26 protein-coding genes are annotated in these 21533 nt (G+C 62.9%); 17 read left to right on the top strand and 9 right to left on the bottom strand.

Annotated elements, in window-relative coordinates; all coding sequences use genetic code 11:
• Positions 1 to 264: 264 nt before the first annotated feature.
• The 5 genes from BLW25_RS12505 (at position 265) to modC (ending at position 4232) form a co-directional block, all read left to right on the top strand.
• Positions 265 to 1149: a bestrophin family protein gene (locus BLW25_RS12505; RefSeq protein WP_092899508.1), complete on the top strand. Its 885-nt coding sequence runs from the start codon at positions 265 to 267 to the stop codon at positions 1147 to 1149.
• A gap of 40 nt (positions 1150 to 1189) precedes the next feature.
• A complete protein-coding gene (locus tag BLW25_RS12500; RefSeq protein WP_253188428.1) occupies positions 1190 to 1534 on the top strand; it encodes a winged helix-turn-helix domain-containing protein in 345 nt (114 codons plus the stop codon).
• A gap of 101 nt (positions 1535 to 1635) precedes the next feature.
• The gene (gene modA, locus BLW25_RS12495) at positions 1636 to 2418 is read left to right on the top strand and encodes a molybdate ABC transporter substrate-binding protein (RefSeq protein ID WP_092899506.1); all 783 of its coding nucleotides are present in this window, start codon (positions 1636 to 1638) and stop codon (positions 2416 to 2418) included.
• Positions 2419 to 2442: 24 nt separating this feature from the next.
• Positions 2443 to 3141, top strand: a complete 699-nt coding sequence (gene modB, locus BLW25_RS12490) for a molybdate ABC transporter permease subunit (protein ID WP_092899504.1) — start codon at positions 2443 to 2445, stop codon at positions 3139 to 3141.
• Positions 3138 to 4232, top strand: coding sequence for a molybdenum ABC transporter ATP-binding protein (modC, locus tag BLW25_RS12485; RefSeq protein WP_092899502.1), 1095 nt, complete (start codon positions 3138 to 3140; stop codon positions 4230 to 4232). The genes modB and modC overlap by 4 nt, the downstream gene beginning before the upstream one ends.
• 214 nt (positions 4233 to 4446) lie before the next feature.
• Here the strand turns inward: modC and BLW25_RS12480 are convergent, their stop codons facing one another.
• Both BLW25_RS12480 and BLW25_RS12475 read right to left on the bottom strand, forming a co-directional pair.
• Positions 4447 to 5535, bottom strand: a complete 1089-nt coding sequence (locus BLW25_RS12480) for a helix-turn-helix transcriptional regulator (protein ID WP_092899500.1) — start codon at positions 5533 to 5535, stop codon at positions 4447 to 4449.
• A 77-nt stretch (positions 5536 to 5612) separates the two neighbouring features.
• A complete protein-coding gene (locus tag BLW25_RS12475) occupies positions 5613 to 6632 on the bottom strand; it encodes a polyprenyl synthetase family protein (protein ID WP_092902009.1) in 1020 nt (339 codons plus the stop codon).
• 81 nt (positions 6633 to 6713) lie between these two features.
• On the opposite strand from BLW25_RS12475, the gene BLW25_RS12470 reads away from it, so the two are divergent.
• The 3 genes from BLW25_RS12470 (at position 6714) to BLW25_RS12460 (ending at position 7975) form a co-directional block, all read left to right on the top strand.
• A complete protein-coding gene (locus BLW25_RS12470; RefSeq protein WP_092899498.1) occupies positions 6714 to 6929 on the top strand; it encodes a putative signal transducing protein in 216 nt (71 codons plus the stop codon).
• Positions 6926 to 7696 carry a tRNA1(Val) (adenine(37)-N6)-methyltransferase gene (locus tag BLW25_RS12465; protein WP_092899496.1) on the top strand — a complete coding sequence of 257 codons (771 nt, stop codon included), beginning with the start codon at positions 6926 to 6928 and terminating at the stop codon, positions 7694 to 7696. The genes BLW25_RS12470 and BLW25_RS12465 overlap by 4 nt, the downstream gene beginning before the upstream one ends.
• 108 nt (positions 7697 to 7804) lie before the next feature.
• Positions 7805 to 7975, top strand: a complete 171-nt coding sequence (locus BLW25_RS12460; RefSeq protein ID WP_092899494.1) for a YdcH family protein — start codon at positions 7805 to 7807, stop codon at positions 7973 to 7975.
• Positions 7976 to 8021: 46 nt separating this feature from the next.
• On the opposite strand, the gene BLW25_RS12455 is transcribed toward BLW25_RS12460, so the two are convergent.
• The 4 genes from BLW25_RS12455 to BLW25_RS12440 all read right to left on the bottom strand — a co-directional run bounded on the left by BLW25_RS12455 (position 8022) and on the right by BLW25_RS12440 (position 12103).
• Positions 8022 to 8873, bottom strand: a complete 852-nt coding sequence (locus tag BLW25_RS12455; protein WP_092899492.1) for an aromatic amino acid exporter YddG — start codon at positions 8871 to 8873, stop codon at positions 8022 to 8024.
• A 141-nt stretch (positions 8874 to 9014) separates the two neighbouring features.
• A complete protein-coding gene (locus BLW25_RS12450) occupies positions 9015 to 9740 on the bottom strand; it encodes a beta-ketoacyl-ACP reductase (protein WP_092899490.1) in 726 nt (241 codons plus the stop codon).
• Positions 9741 to 9936: 196 nt separating this feature from the next.
• Entirely contained in the window at positions 9937 to 11112 is a 1176-nt protein-coding gene (locus BLW25_RS12445; protein WP_092899488.1) for an acetyl-CoA C-acetyltransferase, read from the bottom strand.
• Between the two features lie 133 nt (positions 11113 to 11245).
• Positions 11246 to 12103 carry an EAL domain-containing protein gene (locus tag BLW25_RS12440; protein ID WP_092899486.1) on the bottom strand — a complete coding sequence of 286 codons (858 nt, stop codon included), beginning with the start codon at positions 12101 to 12103 and terminating at the stop codon, positions 11246 to 11248.
• A 104-nt stretch (positions 12104 to 12207) separates the two neighbouring features.
• Between BLW25_RS12440 and BLW25_RS12435 the strand changes: the two genes are divergently transcribed.
• From BLW25_RS12435 to BLW25_RS12420, 4 genes are all read left to right on the top strand, one after another.
• Positions 12208 to 12789 (top strand): DNA-3-methyladenine glycosylase I, encoded by a 582-nt coding sequence (locus BLW25_RS12435; protein ID WP_092899484.1) that lies wholly within the window; start codon positions 12208 to 12210, stop codon positions 12787 to 12789.
• 95 nt (positions 12790 to 12884) lie between these two features.
• A complete protein-coding gene (locus BLW25_RS12430; protein ID WP_092899482.1) occupies positions 12885 to 13802 on the top strand; it encodes a thioredoxin family protein in 918 nt (305 codons plus the stop codon).
• Position 13803: 1 nt separating this feature from the next.
• The gene (locus tag BLW25_RS12425) at positions 13804 to 14445 is read left to right on the top strand and encodes an LON peptidase substrate-binding domain-containing protein (RefSeq protein WP_092899480.1); all 642 of its coding nucleotides are present in this window, start codon (positions 13804 to 13806) and stop codon (positions 14443 to 14445) included.
• Positions 14442 to 14645 (top strand): Trm112 family protein, encoded by a 204-nt coding sequence (locus tag BLW25_RS12420; protein ID WP_092899478.1) that lies wholly within the window; start codon positions 14442 to 14444, stop codon positions 14643 to 14645. The genes BLW25_RS12425 and BLW25_RS12420 overlap by 4 nt, the downstream gene beginning before the upstream one ends.
• An 85-nt stretch (positions 14646 to 14730) precedes the next feature.
• On the opposite strand, the gene BLW25_RS12415 is transcribed toward BLW25_RS12420, so the two are convergent.
• A complete protein-coding gene (locus tag BLW25_RS12415) occupies positions 14731 to 15963 on the bottom strand; it encodes an RsmB/NOP family class I SAM-dependent RNA methyltransferase (protein WP_092899477.1) in 1233 nt (410 codons plus the stop codon).
• A 67-nt stretch (positions 15964 to 16030) separates the two neighbouring features.
• On the opposite strand from BLW25_RS12415, the gene BLW25_RS12410 reads away from it, so the two are divergent.
• A complete protein-coding gene (locus BLW25_RS12410) occupies positions 16031 to 16219 on the top strand; it encodes a DUF1674 domain-containing protein (protein ID WP_092899475.1) in 189 nt (62 codons plus the stop codon).
• A 121-nt stretch (positions 16220 to 16340) separates the two neighbouring features.
• On the opposite strand, the gene dapB is transcribed toward BLW25_RS12410, so the two are convergent.
• The gene (dapB, locus tag BLW25_RS12405; protein WP_092899473.1) at positions 16341 to 17150 is read right to left on the bottom strand and encodes a 4-hydroxy-tetrahydrodipicolinate reductase; all 810 of its coding nucleotides are present in this window, start codon (positions 17148 to 17150) and stop codon (positions 16341 to 16343) included.
• A gap of 99 nt (positions 17151 to 17249) precedes the next feature.
• On the opposite strand from dapB, the gene rbfA reads away from it, so the two are divergent.
• From rbfA to truB, 3 genes are read left to right on the top strand one after another with little or no spacing between them, the layout of a single operon-like run.
• Positions 17250 to 17681 (top strand): 30S ribosome-binding factor RbfA, encoded by a 432-nt coding sequence (gene rbfA / locus BLW25_RS12400; protein ID WP_249497459.1) that lies wholly within the window; start codon positions 17250 to 17252, stop codon positions 17679 to 17681.
• On the top strand, positions 17678 to 18424 hold the full coding sequence (locus tag BLW25_RS12395) for a phosphodiester glycosidase family protein (RefSeq protein ID WP_253188426.1): 747 nt from the start codon (positions 17678 to 17680) through the stop codon (positions 18422 to 18424). Before rbfA ends, BLW25_RS12395 begins: the two co-directional genes overlap by 4 nt.
• A 3-nt stretch (positions 18425 to 18427) precedes the next feature.
• Complete coding sequence (gene truB / locus BLW25_RS12390; RefSeq protein WP_092899469.1) at positions 18428 to 19330, top strand: tRNA pseudouridine(55) synthase TruB; 903 nt, start codon at positions 18428 to 18430, stop codon at positions 19328 to 19330.
• 113 nt (positions 19331 to 19443) lie between these two features.
• On the opposite strand, the gene BLW25_RS12385 is transcribed toward truB, so the two are convergent.
• On the bottom strand, positions 19444 to 20691 hold the full coding sequence (locus tag BLW25_RS12385) for a calcium-binding protein (protein ID WP_092899467.1): 1248 nt from the start codon (positions 20689 to 20691) through the stop codon (positions 19444 to 19446).
• Positions 20692 to 21069: 378 nt separating this feature from the next.
• Between BLW25_RS12385 and rpsO the strand changes: the two genes are divergently transcribed.
• Entirely contained in the window at positions 21070 to 21339 is a 270-nt protein-coding gene (gene rpsO / locus BLW25_RS12380; RefSeq protein WP_092899465.1) for a 30S ribosomal protein S15, read from the top strand.
• Positions 21340 to 21533 lie beyond the last annotated feature (194 nt).

Here is a 21533-nt window from a genome sequence, read left to right as displayed (position 1 = left end):
GGCCGGAATTGCATCTTGGAAACAGCAGTTCTTTCCCCCGGCGCCCGGCTTTTCTGCTACTCTCTGAGCCAGGGCTGCAGGGTCGCCGGTTGGTGACGCCGATCTGCCGCTGCCAGCTATATGGGCATTGCCCGCAGAACTGCATCACTCCGGATGCGACAGAGTAACGCATGTTCTGCTTTCGGGGGCAAGAAATCTTGTGGTGCCGTCACGAGCCTGTGCAACGAGTGCCGCATCGCCAATTTGAAAAGGTCGTGGTCCAGGATGATCGTCCGTGACAAACCCACCCCGCTGCAACTGCTGACCGCCACGCGCGGCTCGATCATCTTCCAGGTCGCGTCGCCGGTGCTCTTTGTTGCCTGTTTCGCGCTTGTGGTGGTCCTGCTGGATCATCTGACGCCCTGGGTGCCGCATCTGAATGCGGCTGCCTATACGGTGTTCGGGATCGGGCTGTCGCTTTTCCTCGGGTTTCGCAATGCCGCCGCCTATGATCGCTGGTGGGAGGCGAGAAAGCTCTGGGGCGGGCTGCTGGCCGATCTGCGCAGCTATGCCCGGGAGGTCGGAACTTTCGTGCCCGACCCGCAGCGGCGCGAGCGGATGCTGCGGCTGTCGCTGGAATTCATCCATGCCCACCGGATCAACCTGCGCAAGCTGGTGCCGCCCGAGACCGGGCCCGGGGCGCAGTTCCGCGCGGCACCCCATCCGCCCTGTGCTGCCCTGGATGCGATCACCGAGGAGCTGAGCGCGGGCTGCCGGTCGGGCGAGATCGACGGCTTCGGCGCGCGCGCGCTGACGACCCGCATGGCCAATCTCGCCCTGCTTCAGGCGGGGGCCGAGCGCATCGCCAACAGCCCGTTGCCCTATGTCTATTCGCTGCTGATCTACCGCACGACCTGGCTATATTGCCTGCTGCTGCCACTGGCACTGGCGGAAACCACCGGCTGGCTTTCGCCTTTATTCACCGCCATCGTGGCCTATATGTTCCTTGGTCTGGCGGAAGTGACCGAGGAGCTGAGCCATCCCTTCGGCACCAGCCCAAATGGCCTCGCGCTGGATGCGATCTGCCGCGCCTGCGAGATCAGCCTTGCGCCGCATCTGGGGGAAGAGCCGCCGAAACCGCTGGGTCCGGTCGAGCATTATCTCAGCTAGACCTCTTGCCAGCCGGGCGCAGGAGGGGGAAACTGGTGTGATGAAACGCTTTTTCCTGCGCCTTTACTTTGACAATGCGATGGTCGGCCCCGGCAAGGCCGAATTGCTGGAACATATCCGCGAGACCGGCTCCATCTCGGCGGCCGGTCGTGCCATGGGGATGAGTTACAAACGCGCCTGGATGCTGGTGGAAGAGCTGAACGCGGCCTTTGCCAGTCCGCTCGTCGCCAGCGCGCGCGGCGGCTCGGGCGGGGGCGGCGCGCATCTGACGCCCGAGGGTGAACAGGTGCTGGCGCTTTTCCGCGAGATCGAGCGCAAATCGCGCGAGGCAGGCGCCGAAGAGATCGCGGTGCTCGAGACAATGCTGGCCCCGGCTCAGCCCTGATCTGCGGCTATGGGCGTTGTGGTGGTCGGGAAATAACCCTTGCACCTGTTCGTCCTGGCGGTCTTTATATCCGTAAAGATATATCGAACCGGAGGAATCCCATGTCTTTCGCCAGCCGTAAATTCGCCCGCCGCGCTGCACTGTTTGCGACCGCTTTCAGCCTTGCGCTGCCCGCCATGGCCCAGGCCGAAGAGGTTGTGGTCTTTGCCGCCGCATCGATGAAGAACGCGCTGGATGAGGTCGCGGCGAAATTCCAGGAGGAAACCGGCAATACGGTGGTGATTTCCTATGCCGGCTCGAATGCGCTGGCAAAACAGATCATCGAGGGTGCGCCCGCCGACATCTTTATCTCGGCCGCCGTCAACTGGATGGATGAGGTCGAAAAGGCCGGTCTGGTTGTCGAAGGCGCGCGTGAAGATCTTTTGGGCAATACGCTGGTCCTGGTCGCACATGGCAAGGATGCCGCACCGGTCGAGATTGGCGAGGGCTTTGATCTGAAGGCGCTTTTGGGCGATGAGAAGCTTGCCATGGCCTTGATCGATTCCGTGCCCGCCGGCCAGTATGGCAAGGCTGCGCTGGAACATCTGGGTCAATGGGGTGCGGTTGAGGGATCGGTCGCTCAGGCCGACAATGTCCGCGCGACGCTGGCGCTGGTAGCCCAGGGCGAGGCGCCTTACGGCATCGTCTATGCGACCGACGCCGTGGCCGAGGATAATGTCACCGTGGTCGGCACCTTCCCCGCTGACAGCCACAAACCGATCGTCTACCCTGCCGCCCTGCTGACCGGCGCGGCAGATGCGGCGGACCGCGCCTTTTACGAGGCGCTTTCGGGGGATGAGGCCCACAGGATCTTCGCCGCAGAAGGCTTTTCGATCCTGAACTGAGACTGTTGAAAGGGCCTGAGAGGCGTGACGGACTGGCTGTCTCCTGACGAATGGAACGCGGTGATGCTTTCGCTGCGGGTGTCGTTCTGGGCGGTGCTGGTCAGCCTGCCTTTCGGCCTTTTCATCGCCCATGCCCTTGCCCGGTGGGAGTTTCCCGGCAAGCAGGTGCTCAATGGCATCGTGCATCTGCCGCTGATCCTGCCGCCGGTCGTCACCGGCTATCTGCTGCTGATCACTTTCGGGCGCAAAGGCACGGTGGGGCAATATCTCGACCAGTGGTTCGGGATCGTCTTTGCCTTTCGCTGGACCGGGGCCGCGATGGCCGCGGCCGTCATGGCCTTCCCGCTGATGGTGCGCGCCATGCGGCTTGCCATCGAGGCGGTGGATCCGAAACTGGAACAGGCGAGCGCCACGCTGGGGGCATCAAAACCCTGGGTCTGGCTGACGGTGACGCTGCCGATGATCCTGCCAGGCGTGATCGCGGGCTGCATCCTTGCCTTCGCCAAAGCGATGGGGGAATTCGGCGCCACGATTACCTTTGTATCGAACATCCCCGGCCAGACCCGCACCCTGCCATCGGCAATCTACAGTTTCATGCAGGTGCCGGGCGGCGAGGCACAGGCTGCGCGCCTTGTCTGGGTCGCCATCGCCATTGCCATGGCGGCGCTCCTGCTGTCGGAATGGGTCTCGCGGGTGGTTGCGCGCAGGATTTCAGGGCAATGACGCTGTCGATTTCCCTGCAGCACCGTTTTCCCGGCATCACGCTGGATGTACGGTTCGACGCGCCCCAGGGGGTGACGGCGCTCTTTGGCCGCTCGGGGTCGGGCAAGTCCACGGTGGTCAATGCGGTGGCCGGGCTCTTGCGTCCCGATCAGGGCCGGATCACGCTTGGCGACCGCGTTTTGCTTGATACCGCGCGCGCAAACTTCCTGCCGCCACATAAACGCCGTATCGGCTATGTCTTTCAGGATGCACGTCTTTTCCCGCATCTGACGGTGCGTCAGAACCTGCTTTATGGCCGCTGGTTCGCGCCAAAGGGCCGTGCGGGTGCTGCCTTTGATCAGGTGGTCGAGCTGCTGGGCATCGCCCCCTTGCTGGACCGCCGCCCCGGTCGCCTGTCTGGCGGCGAGAAAAGCCGGGTGGCGCTTGGTCGGGCGCTTTTGTCCGACCCCGATCTTTTGTTGATGGACGAGCCGCTTGCTGCGCTGGACGAGGCGCGGAAGTCCGAAATCCTGCCCTATCTGGAACGGCTGCGGGACACAGTGGCGCTGCCGATCCTTTATGTCAGCCATTCACCCGCCGAAGTGGCGCGGCTGGCGACGACGGTGGTGATGCTTGAGGCCGGGCAGGTGAGCCGTGCCGGCCCTGCGGCCGAGGTGCTGGCCGACCCGGTTTCCGCGCGCGGCTTTGGACCGCGCGAGGCGGGGGCGGTCCTGAAGCTGCGCGTCGGCGCGACCGATGCCGATGGGCTGACGCGGCTTGAGACCGGTGGCGGCGCGCTCTGGCTGTCTTTGCCGGGCGTGGCCGAGGGGACGACGCTGCGCCTGCGGATCCTTGCGCGCGATGTCATGCTGGCGCGACAGCAGCCGGAAGCGATTTCGGCACTGAATATTCTTGACGGCACGGTGCAGGAAATCTCGGAGAAAGACGGCGAGGTGCTGGTGCGCCTTTCCGTGGGTGAGGCGGCGCTGCTGGCGCAGGTTACCCTGCGTTCGGCCAGGCTCCTCGAACTTGAACCGGGGATGCGGGTCTTCGCGGTGGTCAAGTCGGTGGCGGTGGCCCCGGGGACAGCAGGGGCGGGAACAGTGGTGTAGGTGCGGATCGCGCTTCGTTACAATTACTGCTGCATTTTCACCCTGCCGGGTGATGGGTCGCCCCGGAAGTCGCGGGTATCCATGGTCTATTGAAGCAAGCCCTTTCATTCGTATTCGCCGGGGGAGGCGCCGTCAGAACGTGACCTCCCCCGGATTTCAGCCCTGATACGGACAGGCATCAGGGCCACGTTCAGGAGTGGATCAGGGAGAGTGTTCAGCCTCGCCCGCTCAGGCGTCGCATCAGGGCCAGCTGGCTTTCGGAACCCGTCTTGTGAAGCAGGCTCTTCACCTGGCTGCGGATCGTTTCGACCGAGCGGCTGTGGGCGTCGGCGATCGCCCGGATCGAGAGCCCCTGCGTGATCGCCGTCAGCACCCGTGTTTCGGCCGCACTCAGGGCATAGCGCTGCTGGAAATGCGCAATTCGCAGCGGTTCGGACCTCAGCTGAGCCTCTTCGATGATCAATCCGCCGGCCGGACCACACAGGAATTCGGATATCGGCGCGCGGGCGGCACGGAACAGGGTCAGTCGGTAGCCATTCTGATGCCAGACGTGCTCTGTGGGCCCGTCATAGCCCCGCGCCAGGATTTGCCCCAGAAACTGACGCGCGGCCTCATCTGCAAGGTGAATGCGGCCAGTCGGGGTCAGGGAAAAGAGATCCGCGCGCCGTGCCGCCTCTTCAGCCGCCGGCGAAATTGATACCGGTTTCAGATCATCGCCGATCACGCAAAGCCCGGTGCCGAGTACGCCAAGCGCCTCGGCGGCGAAATTGCCGGCCATGGTCTCTCTGCCAGGATTAGAGAAATGGCGCATCACCCGCTGAAGATGCGGCCTCAGGGCCTCAAGCCGATGGCCCATCATCGTGGCGATTTCAGGATCACTGTCGCCGAAAATCATGGTCAGCAGCATATGTTCGCCGCCCCGACGCCCGAGAGTCACGCCGGCCGAGCCGATAAATCCGGCGGGGCGCAGGAAATCGCTGTAAAATTCGGTTCGCTTCAGCGAGTCGCGCGAGGTCACCTCATGATCGACGATCACATCATTGGAGAGGCGCAGGATGTGATCGGGCAGCCAGGGGTTATGCTGGCAGTAATATGCGGCGTAATCCGAGATTTGCTTTGCACCGATGCCTGAGGTCAGTTCCAGCCGTCCGACACCGCCACTCATATGGTCATTTTGCAGCAGGAACAGCGCGCCGCCATTTATGCGATCGGATGCCAACAGGCTCAGAAACCGCGACCAGTCCGCTTCCCCGAGCAGAATTGAATAAAGCGCCTCGGTCAGGTCGGCATGAAGATCAGGCAAGCAACACCCCTTCCTTCCCGCAAGGAAAGCACAGGCGCTCGCGGAAAGAAAGTCAGCTGTACCGGCGGTGGCCGCGGTTACGCGATGCGCGAAACCACGAAATCCGCAAGATCGCCCAGGATCGCCTTGAGCGGATGATCGGGGAGCGGCGCCAGCGCGGCGCGCGCGGTCGCGGCCCAGGCGAGCGCATCGGCGCGGGCGGCGGTCAGGGCGCCGTGGCGTTCCATCAGCGAAATCGCAAGCTCCAGATCGCCGTCGTGCTGATCGCCTTTGGCGATGACGCGGGTCCAGAAGGCCTGTTCTTCCGTATCGGCTTTGGCGACCGCCTTGATCAGCGGCAGGGTCAGCTTGCGTTCGCGGAAATCATCGCCGGTGTTCTTGCCGATCACGGCCGAGGTGCCACCGTAATCCAGCAGGTCATCGGCAATCTGGAAGGCGATGCCAAGCGCGTCGCCATAAGTATAGAGCGCCCGGACCTGATCGGGCGTCGCTCCGGCAATCTCGGCACCGGATTCCGTTGCCGCTGAAAACAATGCTGCCGTCTTGCCGCGCACCACCCGGATATAGGTGTCCTCTGTGGTGGCCAGATCCCGGGCGGCGGTGAGTTGCAGCACCTCGCCTTCGGCAATCGTCGCCGAGGCATTGGCGAGAATGTCGAGCACGCGCAGGCTGCCCGGTTCGACCATCAACTGGAAGGCGCGGGCGAAAAGATAGTCACCGACCAGCACCGAGGACTTGTTGTCCCATAACAGATTGGCGGTCGGCCGGCCGCGGCGCTGCGCGCTTTCATCGACGACATCATCATGCAAAAGCGTGGCGGTATGGATGAACTCAACCGTGGCGGCGAGCTTCTGGTGGTCTTCACCGCCCGGATTTCTGGCCGGATAGCCGCAGATATGCGCCGCGGCGAGCACCAGCATCGGGCGGATCCGTTTGCCGCCGGCCTCGATCAGATGGGCGGTGACTTCGGGGATGCGGGGCGCATGTTCACTGGCCATCCGCGCACGGATGATCGCGTTGACGGCGGCCATATCCGGGGCCAGAGCCTCCGCCAGCCGATCCTGCGGACCGCGATGCGCGTTGTCACTGCCGTCCATCTTCATCCCCAAACACTCAGGTCAACTCCTGGCGGGCAGGCGCCTCTTGCCCTGACGGCCCGCTGCGGTTACCCAAAACCTATGAAAGAGCTTTTGCGCACGACCGACCCGACGGTGATCGCCTTTGCGACGGCCCTTCTTGAGGGCGAGGGAATAACAGCCTTCGATCTGGACGTCCACATGAGTGTACTCGATGGTTCACTCGGAATTTTGCCGCGCCGCCTGATGGTTGCAGACCGCGACCTCTTTATGGCGCGGGCGATTGTGACGGATAACGGCCTGGAGGTTTCGCCATGAGCACGGAGCAGTTTGCCGATGGGGATTTGTCGGATGACAAATTCCTGTGCGGCAGGCTCAGGCTCTGGCAGCCGCTCAGAGGATACCGGGCGGCGACGGATGCGGTGCTGCTTGCGGCGGCCTGTGGCGCAAAGCCGGGCCAGCAGGTGCTGGATCTGGGCTGCGGGGCAGGGGCGGTCTCGCTGTGTCTTGCCGCCAGGGTGCCGGGTCTGCGGCTCGCGGGGCTGGAAGTGCAGCCGCTTTACGCAGCCCTTGCGCGCAGGAATGCAGAGCGCAATGGCATCGCGATGGAGGTGCATGAGGGCGATCTGAGCCGGATGCCGCTGGCCCTTCGCCATGATTTCGACCATGTGGTCGCCAATCCGCCCTGGTATCCGGCCGGGGGCAGCGCCTCGCCGGTGGATATCCGGGCGAAAGCGATGCAGGTGGTCCTGCCGGTGTCGGAATGGGTCGCGGCGGCCACGAGGCGCCTCGCGCCCGGCGGCTGGCTGACACTGATCGCAGGCGCGGATTCGGTGCCCGAGCTTCTGGCGGCACTTGCGCCCAAGCTCGGCTCGGCCTCGATCCTGCCGCTGGCGGCACGTGAGGGGCGTGAAGCGCTCCGGGTGATTTTGCGGGCAAAGAAAGGGGGACGTGCTGCTTTTCGTCTGTTCCCGCCGCTGGTGATCCATGAAGGCCTGGCGCATGACGGTGACCGCGAAAGCTATACTGCGGAAGCAAATGCAATTTTGCGTGACGGTGCAGCCCTGCCGGCGCGTTTCGGCTGATTAAAAGAGAATTACCGGCAGTATTTGTTGCGATCAAATGAAAGAGAGATGACACGACTCGCGTTCCGTGCTGCAATCCTCCTTACGCGAACCATACAGGAGGACGAAATGACCATTTCTTCGCATCTGGCAGAACTTCGCAAGAAGCACGAGGTGCTCTCTGATAAAGTCGAGAAAGGGCAACGCAGCCCCGCGACGGATGCAACCCAGATCGCAGAATGGAAGCGCCAGAAGCTCCGGCTGAAAGAGGAAATTGGCCGCCTCAGCGCATCCCACTGAGTGAATTCTCCTGAGGCCCGCCCGGAAAAGCCCGGGAGCAGGTGGATCAGGACGCCTTGCGTGAGGCGATCAGCGCACCGCCGGTGATCAGGATCGCCGCCGCAAGAATCGCCCAGCTGGCTTCGGCTTTGCCCGCGATGATCAGGGCAAGCGTCGACAGCAAAGGGGCAGCATAAGAGGCGACACCCAGCAGCTGGATGTCGCCTCTTTTCATGCCGATATCCCAGGTGAAGAACGCTGCGCCCACCGGGCCAATCCCAAGCAGAAGCACCGAGAGCCAGCCGGCAGTGCCGGTGGGCCACAGGGTCTCCTCCAGCGCCAGATGTGCGACCAGCGACAAGGCCGCGGAGGCGAGACAGAAGATGGTGACGCTTTCTGTCGGCACATTGCCGAGACGGCGCGAGATGACCGAATAGGCCGACCAGGTGAGGGCGCAGCCAAAGGCCAGGATCATGCCGGTCGTGTTGAAACCGCTTTCTTTGCCGCCGCCAAGGATGATCAGCGCAGCACCCGTAAAGGCGACAGCTGCCCCGAGCAGTTGCGGCATGCGCAGTTTCTCTCCCGGCAAAAGGCCGGAAAAAAGAACGAGGAACAGCGGCCAGAGATAGGCGATCAGCCCGGTTTCTGCGGTGGGTGACACGCGGAAAGCGGTGAAGTAAAGAAAATGATATCCGAAAAGACCAATCGTTCCAAAAGCATAGACTTTCCAGGAGACGGTCTTCAACAGATGGAACCCGTTTCGCGCCGTCCAGACCAGCCCGATGCCACCGCCAATGGCAAAACAGATCGCGTTGAGCAGGAAGGGCGGTACGGGATCTGATCCGATGGTCAGAAGGGCCAGCAAGGCCCACATCAGGACTGCGCTGAATCCGATGGCCGTAGCCTTGTTTTGCGACATTTCAGCTCTCCTGCCCGCGTTTCCTTAAGTAAGGAAACGGCCCGGAGTTTTCTGTAAAAACTCCGGCGCCCTTGTAATCCGGCACCGCATAAAGAGAAAGACCCGCCGGGGCGGGCCTTTCCTGTGGCGTGCCGGGATCCGTCAGACGACGAACTGGCCGCCGTTTGCAGAGATGGTCGATCCGGTGATGAACCCGGCATCATCCGAGGCAAGGAAGGCCACGCAGCGCGCGATCTCTTCCGGCTCGCCGAGGCGGCCGACCGGGATTTGCGGGATGATGCGTTCGGCGAGGACTTTCTCGTCGATGGCACGCACCATCTCGGTGCCAATATAGCCGGGGCAGATCGCATTTACCGTGATGCCGGCCCGCGCCCCCTCCTGGGCCAGAGACTTGGTAAAGCCGAGATCTCCGGATTTGGCCGCCGAGTAATTCGCCTGGCCCGCCTGACCTTTTTGCCCGTTGATCGAAGAAATATTGATCACGCGGCCGAATTTGCGATCCCGCATACCCGACCAGAGCGGGTGGGTCATATTAAACAGGCCGGTCAGATTGGTGTCGATGACTTCTTTCCACTGGCCGGGGGTCATTTTGTGGAACATGGCATCGCGGGTGATGCCGGCATTGTTCACCAGCACATCGACCGGTCCCAGATCGGCCTCGACCTTTTTGATGCCTTCAACGCAGGCATCGTAATCTGCAACTGACCATTTATAGGCCGGAATGCCGGTTTCCGCGGTAAAGGCCCTGGCCGCATCGTCATTGCCGGCATAATTTGCTGCAACCTTATAGCCAGCCGCTTTCAGCGCGATTGAAATAGCCGCGCCGATGCCGCGAGAACCGCCGGTGACGAGTGCAACTCTGGACATGATTCCTCCTCAGATAAGCTGTTCCCGTGAAGCTAACGGCAGTTACACGGGTGCGCAACATTGTTTCAATTATTATTTTTCCTGCGCATCATAGTTTCATCGTGGTTGTATGTTTTTAAGGCAGCCCTGCTATGGAAAAGGGCACCGGATCGCGCCGGTGCCCCTGAATTTAGTTTTATATTACAAATATTTGATGTCACTCGCGCTCAAGGCACATCGCGACACCCATGCCGCCGCCGATGCAAAGCGTGGCGAGGCCTTTCTTCGCACCCGACCGGTTCATCTCGAAGATCAGCGTATTGAGGATCCGCGCGCCCGAAGCGCCGATCGGGTGACCGATAGCGATCGCGCCCCCATTGACGTTCACCTTTGCCGGATCCCAGCCCATGTCCTTGTTCACCGCGCAGGCCTGAGCGGCAAAGGCCTCGTTCGCCTCAACGAGGTCAAGGTCAGCGGCCTTCCAGCCGGCCTTGTCCAGCGCTTTGCGCGACGCATAGATCGGGCCGACACCCATGATCGACGGATCAAGACCAGCCGTCGCATGAGAGGCAATCCGGGCGAGGACTTTCAGCCCGCGCTTCGCGGCTTCCTCTTCGGTCATCAGCAATACGGCGGCCGCGCCGTCATTGAGGCCGGACGCATTGGCGGCGGTCACGGTTCCGTCTTTGGTGAAGGCGGGTTTCAGCTTTTGCATCGCCTCGATCGTGGCGCCGTGACGGATATATTCGTCGCTGTCGACCAGAATATCGCCTTTGCGGGTCTTCACCGTGAAGGGCGCGATCTCGTCTTTGAACTTGCCGGCTTTCTGCGCTGCTTCGGCCTTGTTCTGGCTGGCGACGGCGAATTCATCTTGCTGTTCGCGCGAGATCTGCCACTGGGCAGCGACATTCTCGGCGGTCTGGCCCATGTGATAGTTGTTGAACGCATCCCAGAGGCCATCTTTGATCATCGAGTCGATCATCTTCATGTCGCCCATTTTGGTGCCGGCGCGCAGATGCGCGACATGGGGCGAGAGACTCATGCTTTCCTGACCGCCGGCGATGACGATCCCGGCCGCGCCGGTCTGGATCTGCTGGGCGCCAAGTGCGACCGTGCGCAGGCCCGAACCGCAGACCTGGTTGATCGACCAGGCCGGGCTTTCCTTGCGAAGGCCGGCGAGGATATGCGCCTGACGGGCCGGGTTCTGGCCCTGACCTGCGGTGAGCACCTGGCCCAGAATGGTTTCATCGATGTCGGATTTGTCGATCCCGGCCCGGGCGATAACGGCCTCGATCACACTCGCTCCCAGTTCATGCGCCGGTGTATTGGCGAAAGCCCCATTGAACGAGCCCACGGCGGTCCGTGCGGCCGAAACGATTACGATATTTGTCATCTGAAGCCTCTCCTCAGGCAGTAACGTCGGGCAGAGATCCGCGAGGGGATCGGGCGGCCCGCAGGGTCTTCTTTGGCGAAGAGGGACACAATCAGAAGAAATACGCAAGAATATTGCGCGACAGTTTTTGACCTCAGCCTGCGGTTGCCGCCGCATGCCTGGCGCGGAGATACAGGCTGAAATCGGGATCGAGTTCCGGCCGGCCGAACAGATAGCCCTGCAGACACCCGACGCCCTGCTCCCGCAGCCAGTTCGCTTCTTCGTTGCTTTCGACCGCTTCGGCCACGAGGAACATGCCAAATTCCTGCGCCATGGCGATGGCTGCGCGCAGGATCGGCTGGTTTTCCGGATCCCTGTTGCAGTTGCGGATAAAGCGGCCGTCGAGCTTGGCGATGTCGAAGCCGAATTCATGAAGCAGGCTCAGCGAGGTGACGCTGTCGCCGAAATCATCCAGGGTGAAGGTGATGCCATATCCCCGCAACTCGTCCATGAAGGGGATCAGCACATCGGGCATCTGCATCGCCGAGGCCTCGCTGATTTCTAAGATCAGCCCTTTGCCGATGCCGGGGTTTTCGCCCAGCACGCGGCGCAAAAGCTGCGTCCAGGGTTTATAGCCCACCGATCTCGCCGACATATTGACCGCGATTCGTACCCCGGGATTGCGCCGCAGCGTCGTCAGCCCCAGCCGCAACGCCGCCACGTCGATTTCGCGCCCAAGCTCGCGGGTTTCGGCAACCGACATGAAGTCGCGCGCCGGAATCGTCATCTGCTTTTCATCCAGCAGCCGGATATAGCCTTCATAAAAGCCGATAATATCAGGGGCGGCGGCATAAACGGCGGGCTGGAAGGCCAGGCGCATCCGCTTGTGCTGCAACGCCTCGCGCACCATGTGCAGCACCGCGCGTTCTGCCGAGGAAACCGCGATGGCAAAAGGAGAGGCTTCCTGGCCTTCGAGATCGACTTTCTTGCGCCGCGCCTGTTCGAAGCTCATCCCCGCTGTCCTTATTGTTCGGGTGACACTCTGCGCGAAGATGGGTAAACCGAGGCTGAACGTTCTGCGTTTGTTTCAAATTTTGCCTATTCCGGGAGGCCAATATGACTGCCGATTCCACGCAACGCTGTCCCTGGTGCGGCACAGACCCGCTTTATGTCGCCTATCACGATGAGGAATGGGGCCGGCCTGAGCGCGACCCGCGCGCGCTGTGGGAAATGCTGATCCTCGAAGGCTTCCAGGCTGGCCTCTCCTGGTACACGATATTGAAAAAAAGGGAGAATTTCCGCGCAGCCTTTCAGGGCTTTCAGCCGGAAACCATCGCCTCCTGGGGCGCGGCCGAGGTAGAGCGCCTGCTTCTTGACCCCGGCATCGTGCGCCATCGCGGCAAGATCGAGAGCACAATCCGCTCGGCCCGCGCGTTTCTCGAGATCGAGGCAGCCGAGGGGTTCTCGCCCTGGATCTGGTCTTTCACCGGCGGCGGGGTGTTGCAGAACCGGCTCGGGTCGATGGCAGAGGCCGTGGCGTCCACTCCTGAGAGCACCGCCATGTCCAAAGCCCTGAAAAAACGGGGTTTCAATTTTTGCGGCCCGGCGATCACCTATGCCTTCATGCAGGCGGCGGGGATGGTGAATGACCATCTGACCAGTTGCCCGCAACATGGGGAATGTGCCGCGCTCGCCTGATCGGGGAAGCGATCAGGCAGGAAGGGGCGCGCGCCCCCTTGGCGACTGCGACATCAGCGCGCATATAGGGGCAAAGCCGCGAAAGTGAGGACAGCATGCTCGGTCTTGATGAGACACAAAAGCCCGCCGCCAGCCAGCCTGGCGATCTGATCAAAGACGGATCTGATGCGACATTCATGGCCGATGTGATCGACGCCTCGCGCGAGGTGCCGGTGATCGTTGATTTCTGGGCGACCTGGTGCGGGCCGTGCAAGCAGCTCGGGCCGGCGCTGGAGGCTGCGGTCACGGCGACGAAAGGCAAGGTGCGGCTGGTCAAGATCGATGTGGATCAGAACCAGATGGTCGCCGGTCAGCTGCGCGTGCAGTCGATCCCGACGGTCTATGCCTTCTGGCAGGGCCAGCCGGTTGATGGCTTCCAGGGCGCGCTTCCCGGCTCGGAAATCAAGAAATTCGTCGAGAAACTGGTGGCGCTTGGCGGTGATGACGGGGGCCTGGGCGATGCCTTGGCGGCCGCCGAAGAGATGCTGACAAACGGCGACTATGCCGATGCGGTCGAGACATTCGCGGCCATCCTTGGTGAAGAACCTGAAAATGCGGCCGCTTTTGGTGGTCTCGCCCGCAGCCATATCGGCGCCGGCGATTTTGACGCCGCCGAGGCACTTTTGCAGACGGTTCCGGCCGCAATTGCCGGCGCGCAGGAGGTCGAGGCCGCCCGCGCGCAGCTGGAACTGGCGCGGCAGGCTGCCAATGCCGGCCCCGAGGCCGAGCTGCAGGCCGCCGTCGACGCGGACCCGGCAAATCACCAGGCGCGGTTTGATCTTGCCGTGGCACTCAATGCCAGCGGAAAGATCGATGAGGCGGTGGACCAGTTGCTGGAATTGTTCCGGCGCGACCGCGAATGGAATGACGGCGCTGCGCGCGCGCAGCTCTTCACCATTTTCGACGCGCTGAAGCCACAGGACCCGATCGTACTGAAAGGGCGCCGTAAGCTCTCTTCGATGATCTTTGCCTGAGATGTTTCCGCTGCGGCCCTCGCTGGCAGATCTGCCGGGGACGCTCCCGGTCTTCCCGTTGCCCGGTGCATTGCTCTTGCCCCGGGCGCGGCTGCCTTTGCATATATTCGAGCCGCGCTATCTCGCGATGATCGACGATTGCCTGAAACATCCGCACCGGCTGATCGGTATGGTCTGCCCGCTGGGCGAGGACCGGCTTTCGACCATCGGCTGCGCCGGTCGTCTGGTGCAACTTGGTGAAACCGATGACCGCCGCTATATGATCACGCTTGCGGGTCTCGCGCGGTTCCGCATGGGCGACGAGGTAGAGGGCTTTACCCCCTATCGCCGTTTCAATGTGGACTGGTCACCCTTTGAGCGTGATCTGGGCGGACCCGAAGAGGATAGAGGCCTCGACCGGCCGGCGCTGTTCTCGCTGATCTCGCGCTATCTGGCGGGCCGGGATCTGAGCGCTGACTGGAAGGGGCTGGAGGCAGCTCCGGATGAGATTCTCATCAATTCCCTCTCCATGCTGGTTCCGCTGTCGCCCGAGGACCGCCAGGCCCTGCTGGAAACCCCGGATCTTGCAACACGGCGTGAGACATTGGTGACTTTGGTGGAATTCGCCCTCAGGGGCGGCAATGGCGATGAGGTGCTGCAATGAGCGAGACCGGCAATGACGACCAGAAACCGAACGCTTTCGACCGGCGGATGCTCGAGGCCCTGATCTGCCCGGTCACGCATGGGGCGCTGATCTGGGACAGTGAGAAGCAGGAACTGGTTTCGAAATCAGCGAAACTGGCCTTCCCGGTGCGGGGCGGTGTTCCGGTCATGCTTGTGTCGGAAGCCCGCGAGCTGGATTGACCGCCCGCCAGCGGCGGGCGCGGAATTTTCAGAAAAATTCAGGCCAAATTTCTTACTTAAGAAATTTGCGGCCCTCAGGGGCGCCTCAGGGACGATGGAGGCGCATCATGAAAAACCCGTCCATACCGCCCTGCGACGCGAGGTAATCCGGGCGCAACCGCAGCCCGCCGCTTTCTGTCCACCAGTCGGAACTGATGCCGTCAAGCTCAAGGCGGGTGGTTTTCAGCCCGGGATGCCGGGCCAGGGCGGCATCCAGCTGGAGCTCGCCCTCTTCCGGCAGGAGCGAGCAGGTGGCGAATACCAGTCTCCCGCCAGGTTTCAGCCAGGACAGCGCCCTGTCGATCAGCTGCGATTGCAATTCGGCCAGGCCTCTGATCTCGCTGCCATCCTTGATGAAGGGCAGATCGGGATGACGGCGGATGGTGCCGCTGGCCGAACAGGGCGCATCCAGCAGGATCGCGTCAAAGAGGCCATCCGGCTCCCAATGCAGGGCGTCGGCGGCGATCAGTTGCGCCTGCAGACCGGTGCGTGCCAGGTTTTCCTCAACCCGCCGCAGCCGCGCCGCCGAAATATCAAGCGCAGTGACCGCGGCGCCGGTGGCTGCCAGCTGCATCGTCTTGCCGCCAGGCGCCGCGCAGAGATCAAGCACCCGCTCTCCGGCCTGCGCCTGCAAGAGCCGCGCCGGTATTGCGGCGGCCATATCCTGCACCCACCAGCCGCCTTCGGCATAGCCGGGAAGGGCGGTGATCCGGCCCGGATCGGAAAGGCGCAGACTGCCGGTTGGCATCATCTCGCCCTCGGGATGCGGGCCTTCCGGGCGCAGCGTCAGATCAAGCGGCGGTGGGGCAGCGAACACGGTTTCCATCTGCTGGACCGCATCGCGGCCCCATTTCTGCACCAGCGGCTGGCGCAGCCAGCGTGGCAGTTTCTGCACCGGCTGCTCTGCGAGGGCGGCCGGGTCGATCCCGCGCAGCACGGCATTGACGAGGCCGGACATATGCCGGGTTTTACGGTCCTGCTGCGCGATGGCGACGCAGGCATTCACCACGCCATAGGGGGCGGCGCCCAGTGCCATTTCCACCAGCCCGAGCCGGAGAATATTCATCAGGGCGAGCGGCGGCGATTTGCGCAGCTTTGGCGCAAGGATGCGGTCGGCTGGGTCCAGCCTACGCAGCACTTCTTCTGTCAGACGAGCCGCACGGGCACGGTCCTGCGGCGCGAGATCTGGTTCGGCGAGCTCTGCGAGCATCCTGCCCTCGCCCAGGACCGCATTCAGTGCTGCCACCGCCGCTGCCCGTGCCGCTATACCTTCAGCCATTCTGCGCCCCTTTGCACCTGCCGTCCGGCGCTGTATCACAGACAAGGACCGGAGAGGAACCGCTGCCATGACCGATTGCCAACCGGAAGAAAAACGCGATCTGCCGCCCGAGGCGCTGCGGGCGCTTGCCGAAGCCGAGGCGCGGCGCAAGGCTTTGGGCGATCAGGCGGTGCCAAAAGAATATGGCGGACGCGACGGGCTGGAGCCGGTTCGCTATGGCGATTGGGAGAAGAAGGGGCTCGCGGTCGATTTCTGATCGACGGAGCACCTGTTGACGGGCTGACGGAGCGCCTGAGCCTGACTGCGCAAGCGCCCCGCGCGTATATATTCAGGCCTGGAACAGGCCGGCCGTCCGGATCGAGATGGCTGCGCCTGCGTCAGAGGCCGAGGACATCCGCCATGTCATAATGGCCGGGCTTTTTGCCCTGACCCCAGAGGACGGCGCGCAAGGCGCCCCGGGCGAAGATCGAGCGGTCCGTGGCAAGGTGGCGCAGCACGATGCGTTCGCCGTCGGCGGCAAAGATCACATCATGTTCGCCCACGACATCGCCGCCCCGGATCGCCGAAAAACCGATCGTGCCACGGCTGCGCGCGCCGGTAATGCCTTCGCGGGCGGGAGTGCGCAGCTCGGCCAGGCTTTTGCCACGCCCTTCTGCGGCGGCCTCGCCCAGCATCAGCGCCGTGCCGGACGGCGCGTCGACCTTGTGGCGGTGATGCGCTTCGACCACTTCGATATCCCAGTCCTCATCCAGCGCCGCCGCGACCTTGCGCGCAAGCCCGGTCAGAAGATTGACGCCAAGGCTCATATTGCCGGCGCGGATGATCACCGCATGGCGCGCCGCCGCGCCGAGTTTCGCGATATCCGCATCGCTGAGGCCGGTGGTGCCGATCACATGCACCGCGCGGGCCTGGGCGGCGAGGCCGGCAAATTCCACCGTGGCCGCGGGCGAGGTGAAATCTATCACGCCCTGGGCTTTGGCGAAGGCTCCGACCGGGTCATCGGTCACGATGATGCCATTCGGCTGGCCGCCCATGCATTCGCCAAGATCGCGGCCGATCCAGGGGCTGCCTTCGCGTTCCACCCCGGCGACCAGACGCGCCTTGCCGCTGGCCTGAATGGTTTTCACCAGCATCTGCCCCATGCGGCCCGACACACCTGTGACGACAATACCCGGCAGATCGCTCATGACTTCCTCCAGCGCTTTCCTGCCGTGGTTTAACGCCGAGAGCGCCTGGTTGAAACCCTGCCCGTTGCGGGGCGGGCCGAAAGCGCTTAAATGCGGGTCATGGCCACAAAACGCACATCCTCCGGTCAGGGGCCGTCCCAGCGTCAGCTGCGGGTTGGCGAACTGATCCGACGTACCCTTTCCGATGTTCTGAACCGGGGCGAGATCCACGACCCGGACCTGAATGCTATGCCGATCACGGTCGGTGAAGTCGCGCTTTCTACCGATCTCAAGGTGGCGACGGTTTATGTCATGCCCCTGCTGGGCACGGCGCCGGTTGATGAGGCAGTGAAGCTGCTGGCAAAGCACCGGGGCGAGCTGCGCCACCGGGTCGCGGCCGGGCTGACGCTGAAATACGCGCCGGATCTGCGGTTCCGCCCGGACGAGACCTATGACCGGCTTGACGAGACGCGGCGGCTCTTCGCGGATCCGAGGGTGCAGCGCGATATCGAGAGCAAAGATGAGGAAGGGGCCGGGGAGGACGAGGCGTGATCCGCCTCCTCGCAGCCCTGGTGGTGCTGATATCGGGTGCGGGTGCCGCATCGGCCTCGGCCTGTCGGCAGGATATGTTTGAGGGCGTGCCCTTCAGTCTTTGCGAAGTGACGGCTGCGGATGATCTGCGGCTGTTTCTCGATGGCCCCAGGGGCAATCTCGGCTCGTTCCGCGCGGTGGACCAGGCTTTGGCGGCCGAGGGCAAGACGCTTGGTTTCGCGATGAATGCCGGTATGTATCACCGCGACCGCTCGCCCGTCGGGCTTTATATCGAGGGCGGCGAAGAGAAACACGCCATCGTCACCGCCGAGGGGCCGGGGAATTTCGGCCTGCTGCCAAATGGGGTGTTTTGCTGGGCGGATGGCAGTTTCAACATCAGCGACAGCCGTCAGTTCGAGCCCCTGCGGGGCAATTGCCGCTATGCGACGCAATCCGGGCCGATGCTGGTGATCAAGGGTGAACTGCATCCCCGCTTTCTGGAAAACAGCGATTCGACCTATATCCGCAATGGCGTCGGCGTCGATGCCGCGGGGACGAAGGCGGTGTTCGTGATGAGCGACCGCGCGGTCAATTTCCACCAGTTCGCGCGGTTTTTCCGCGACCATCTCGGGCTGAGGGATGCGCTTTATTTCGACGGCAATATTTCGCGGCTTTACGCGCCCGAGCTTGGGCGCCATGACGGCGGTTTCGCGATGGGGCCGATTGTCGGCACCGTCATCGATTCGGGTCAGGCACAGGACTAATCAATGGCGAAAACGCGCAAAGGTCGCCCGGTTTCCGGCTGGGTGATCGTCGACAAGCCTGCGGGCATTGGCTCGACCGATGTGGTGAACAAGGTGAAATGGGCCTTTCAGGCGCAAAAGGCGGGCCATGCGGGCACGCTGGATCCGGATGCGACGGGGGTGCTGGCGGTTGCTCTGGGCGAGGCCACCAAATGCGTGCCGGTGGTTGCGGATGCGCTGAAATGCTACCGGTTCCGGGTGGTGTTCGGGGCCGCGACCTCGACCGATGACGCAAGTGGCGCGGTGATCGCGACCTCGCCCCTGCGGCCTGCGGATGATGAAATCGAGGCGGCGCTGGCCGCGTTTCGTGGCGAGATCCTGCAGGTGCCGCCGCAGGTTTCTGCGGTCAAGGTCGATGGCGAGCGCGCCTATGACCTTGCCCGCGAAGGGATCGAGATGGATCTCGCGGCGCGGCCGCTCTGGGTCGACAGTCTTGTGCTGCTGGGGCGACCCGATGCCGATCACGCCGATCTGGAAATGGTCTGTGGCAAGGGCGGCTATGTACGCGCCATTGCACGCGATCTTGGCCGGGCGCTTGGCTGTCTGGGCCATGTGGCCTGGCTCAGGCGGGAATGGTCGGGCCCGTTCGAAGCGGCTGAAGGGGTCACGATGGCGCAGATCGAAGAGCTGGCGCGGCAGGACGGGATCGATGCCCTGCTGGCACCGCTCGAGCTCGCGCTGGCGGATCTGCCAGAGCTGAAGGCGACTGCGGAAGGGGCGGTGCGGCTGAAGAACGGCAATCCGGGGCAGGTGCTTGGCCATATCGACTATGGCGACGAGGCCTGGGCGAGCTTTGACGGCAAGGCGCTGGCGCTTGGCCGCTATATGGGCGGCGAACTGCACCCGTCGCGCGTATTCAATCTTTGACGTGCTGGCCCTGATTTTCGCGGCACGGCTGCGACACTGAGGAGGGCGGCCGATCTGGCCGCCCTTTGGTTTTTTGCCTCTGGCATCCCTGGTTCCTGCAGCGCCGTGCCGGATCAGGCAGCGAGCAGCCTGATTTCGGACGGGTCGACCTGGCCATTCACCTCGGCCACGACAAAGCCGTCGATGCTGATCAGGGATGAACCACCGGTCGCGCTCTGCGTCACCGAGACTGCGGGCGAGACATGGGCGGCCGGATCATAGACCAGCACGATCTCATCATCTTGCGGGTCGTAATCGGTGATGGTCGCGAAGCCGCCTTCACCCAGCCATTGCGTCAGGACGAAGCTGTCAGAGCCCGCGCCCCCATGGCCATAATCACCCACGCCAAGATGGATCACATCATCGCCGTTACCACCATTGAGGAAGTCGACTTCGCCATCGTCACCCTCGGGGAAGGCGCCCCAGAGCGTATCATTTCCGGCGCCGCCATCCAGCGTATCCGAGCCCGCCCCGCCGACCATCTGATCGTCGCCCTCACCGCCCCAGAGCCAGTCATCCCCCTCCTCGCCATAAAGGCTGTCATTGCCCTGACCGCCCAGCAGCGTGTCATTGCCGGCGCCGCCCTGAAGCAGGTCGTCGCCTTCATGCCCCATCAGCTGGTCATCGCCATCGCCGCCGTCCAGCGTGTCATCGCCCGCATCACCATGCAGCTCGTCGTTTCCGGCGCCGCCAAGGACAAGATCATTGCCGGCCCCGGCATTGACGATGTCATTGCCATTGCCGCCATAGACCGTGTCATCGCCATCGCGGGCATTGATCTGATCATTGCCATCATTGCCCAATATCAGGTCATCACTGTCGCTGCCGTCCAGCAGGTCGTCTCCGGAGGTGCCGGTGACCGGCACAGGCGGCGGCGAGACCGGGCCTGACCCGGTGCCGGAACCGTCCGGGCCCGTGTCATCGCCGGTGTCGTCAGCATTGTCCGGCAAGGGGTCCGCGATCGGGGGATCGGCGACAGGGCGGCCATCCTCTGGTATAAGGCCATCTTCAAAGCCGGTGCCGGTTTCATCGGAACCGGTACCCGTGGGGGCGTCCGTTGCGCTGCCGCCCTCCGGTGCAGGGATGCCTCCTGTCCAGCCGCCGCCATGGGTGCCGCCCGTTCGGAAAGGGTTCAGGCCGTGGAAGGGGTCGATCTGGGTGGCGTCATCCGCATCATCGAGAAGATTGCCGTGACCGGTCTGAGGGTCGCCCTGGCTGTCCTGGTTTTCGGACTCATCCTCTTCGTCTGTGCTGCGGGCAGAAATGCCCTCGATCAAAGCACCGGCGAACACCGCCCCCAATAATCCCAAAAGGCCGAGCATTGTCTCACCTCACATGGCTGACCCCATGGGGGCATTAACCATTTTTCACGTTAACCATCTGATACATATGAAAACTTCCTGATCAATTCATACCACGCAGAGGTGTATCCTCATAGGAAATGTTTTGGTTAAGTTGTGAAAAATCCGATGCGATCCGTTTCCGGATCCGCTCTGACCGGAAGGGTTCGTCCGGCGCGGGCCAGGACCAGACCAGATCCGATACGCCTTGCCGATGACAACGCCAGGGGCTTTCCTTTTGCGCCGAATCCCCGTATAGGCGCGCATCCCCTGCAGTGGTTTTCCCTGCCGGGGTCTAAGGGCCCTGCTGGACGACATCCCGGCTTGTGCCGTCTCTCGCAACACCGAAAGGAGCATCCGATGTCGATCACCGTTGAAGAAAAAGCCCGTCTGATCAAGGAATACGCGACCAAAGCCGGTGATACCGGTTCGCCCGAAGTACAGGTTGCTATCCTGTCCTCGCGCATCGCGACCCTGACCGAGCACTTCAAATCGCATAAGAAAGACAACCACTCGCGTCGTGGTCTGCTTATGCTGGTCGCGCAGCGCCGCAAGCTGCTGGACTATCTGAAAGCCAAAGACGAAGCCCGTTACGGCTCGCTGATCGCACGTCTCGGCCTGCGTCGCTGAGGTTTGCCGTCGCGCCCGGTTTCACCGGGTCGACCCTGTATCAGCAAAATGCCCGCGCCGGGAGGTGCGGGCATTTTGCTTTGATATTGCCCTTTTCTTATAGTTTTGAACTATAAGGGCGGCCGCAGATTTCTATTTCTGTCTTCGATTGTCTGCCTGTATCGACTGAGCAACCGGAAGGACGCAGCCGAAAG

The sequence above is a fragment of the Rhodobacter sp. 24-YEA-8 genome (assembly GCF_900105075.1).
Lineage (GTDB): Bacteria > Pseudomonadota > Alphaproteobacteria > Rhodobacterales > Rhodobacteraceae > Pseudogemmobacter.
The sequence above is the reverse complement of the archived record's forward strand: the minus strand, read 5'-3'. Positions and strand labels throughout refer to the sequence as shown.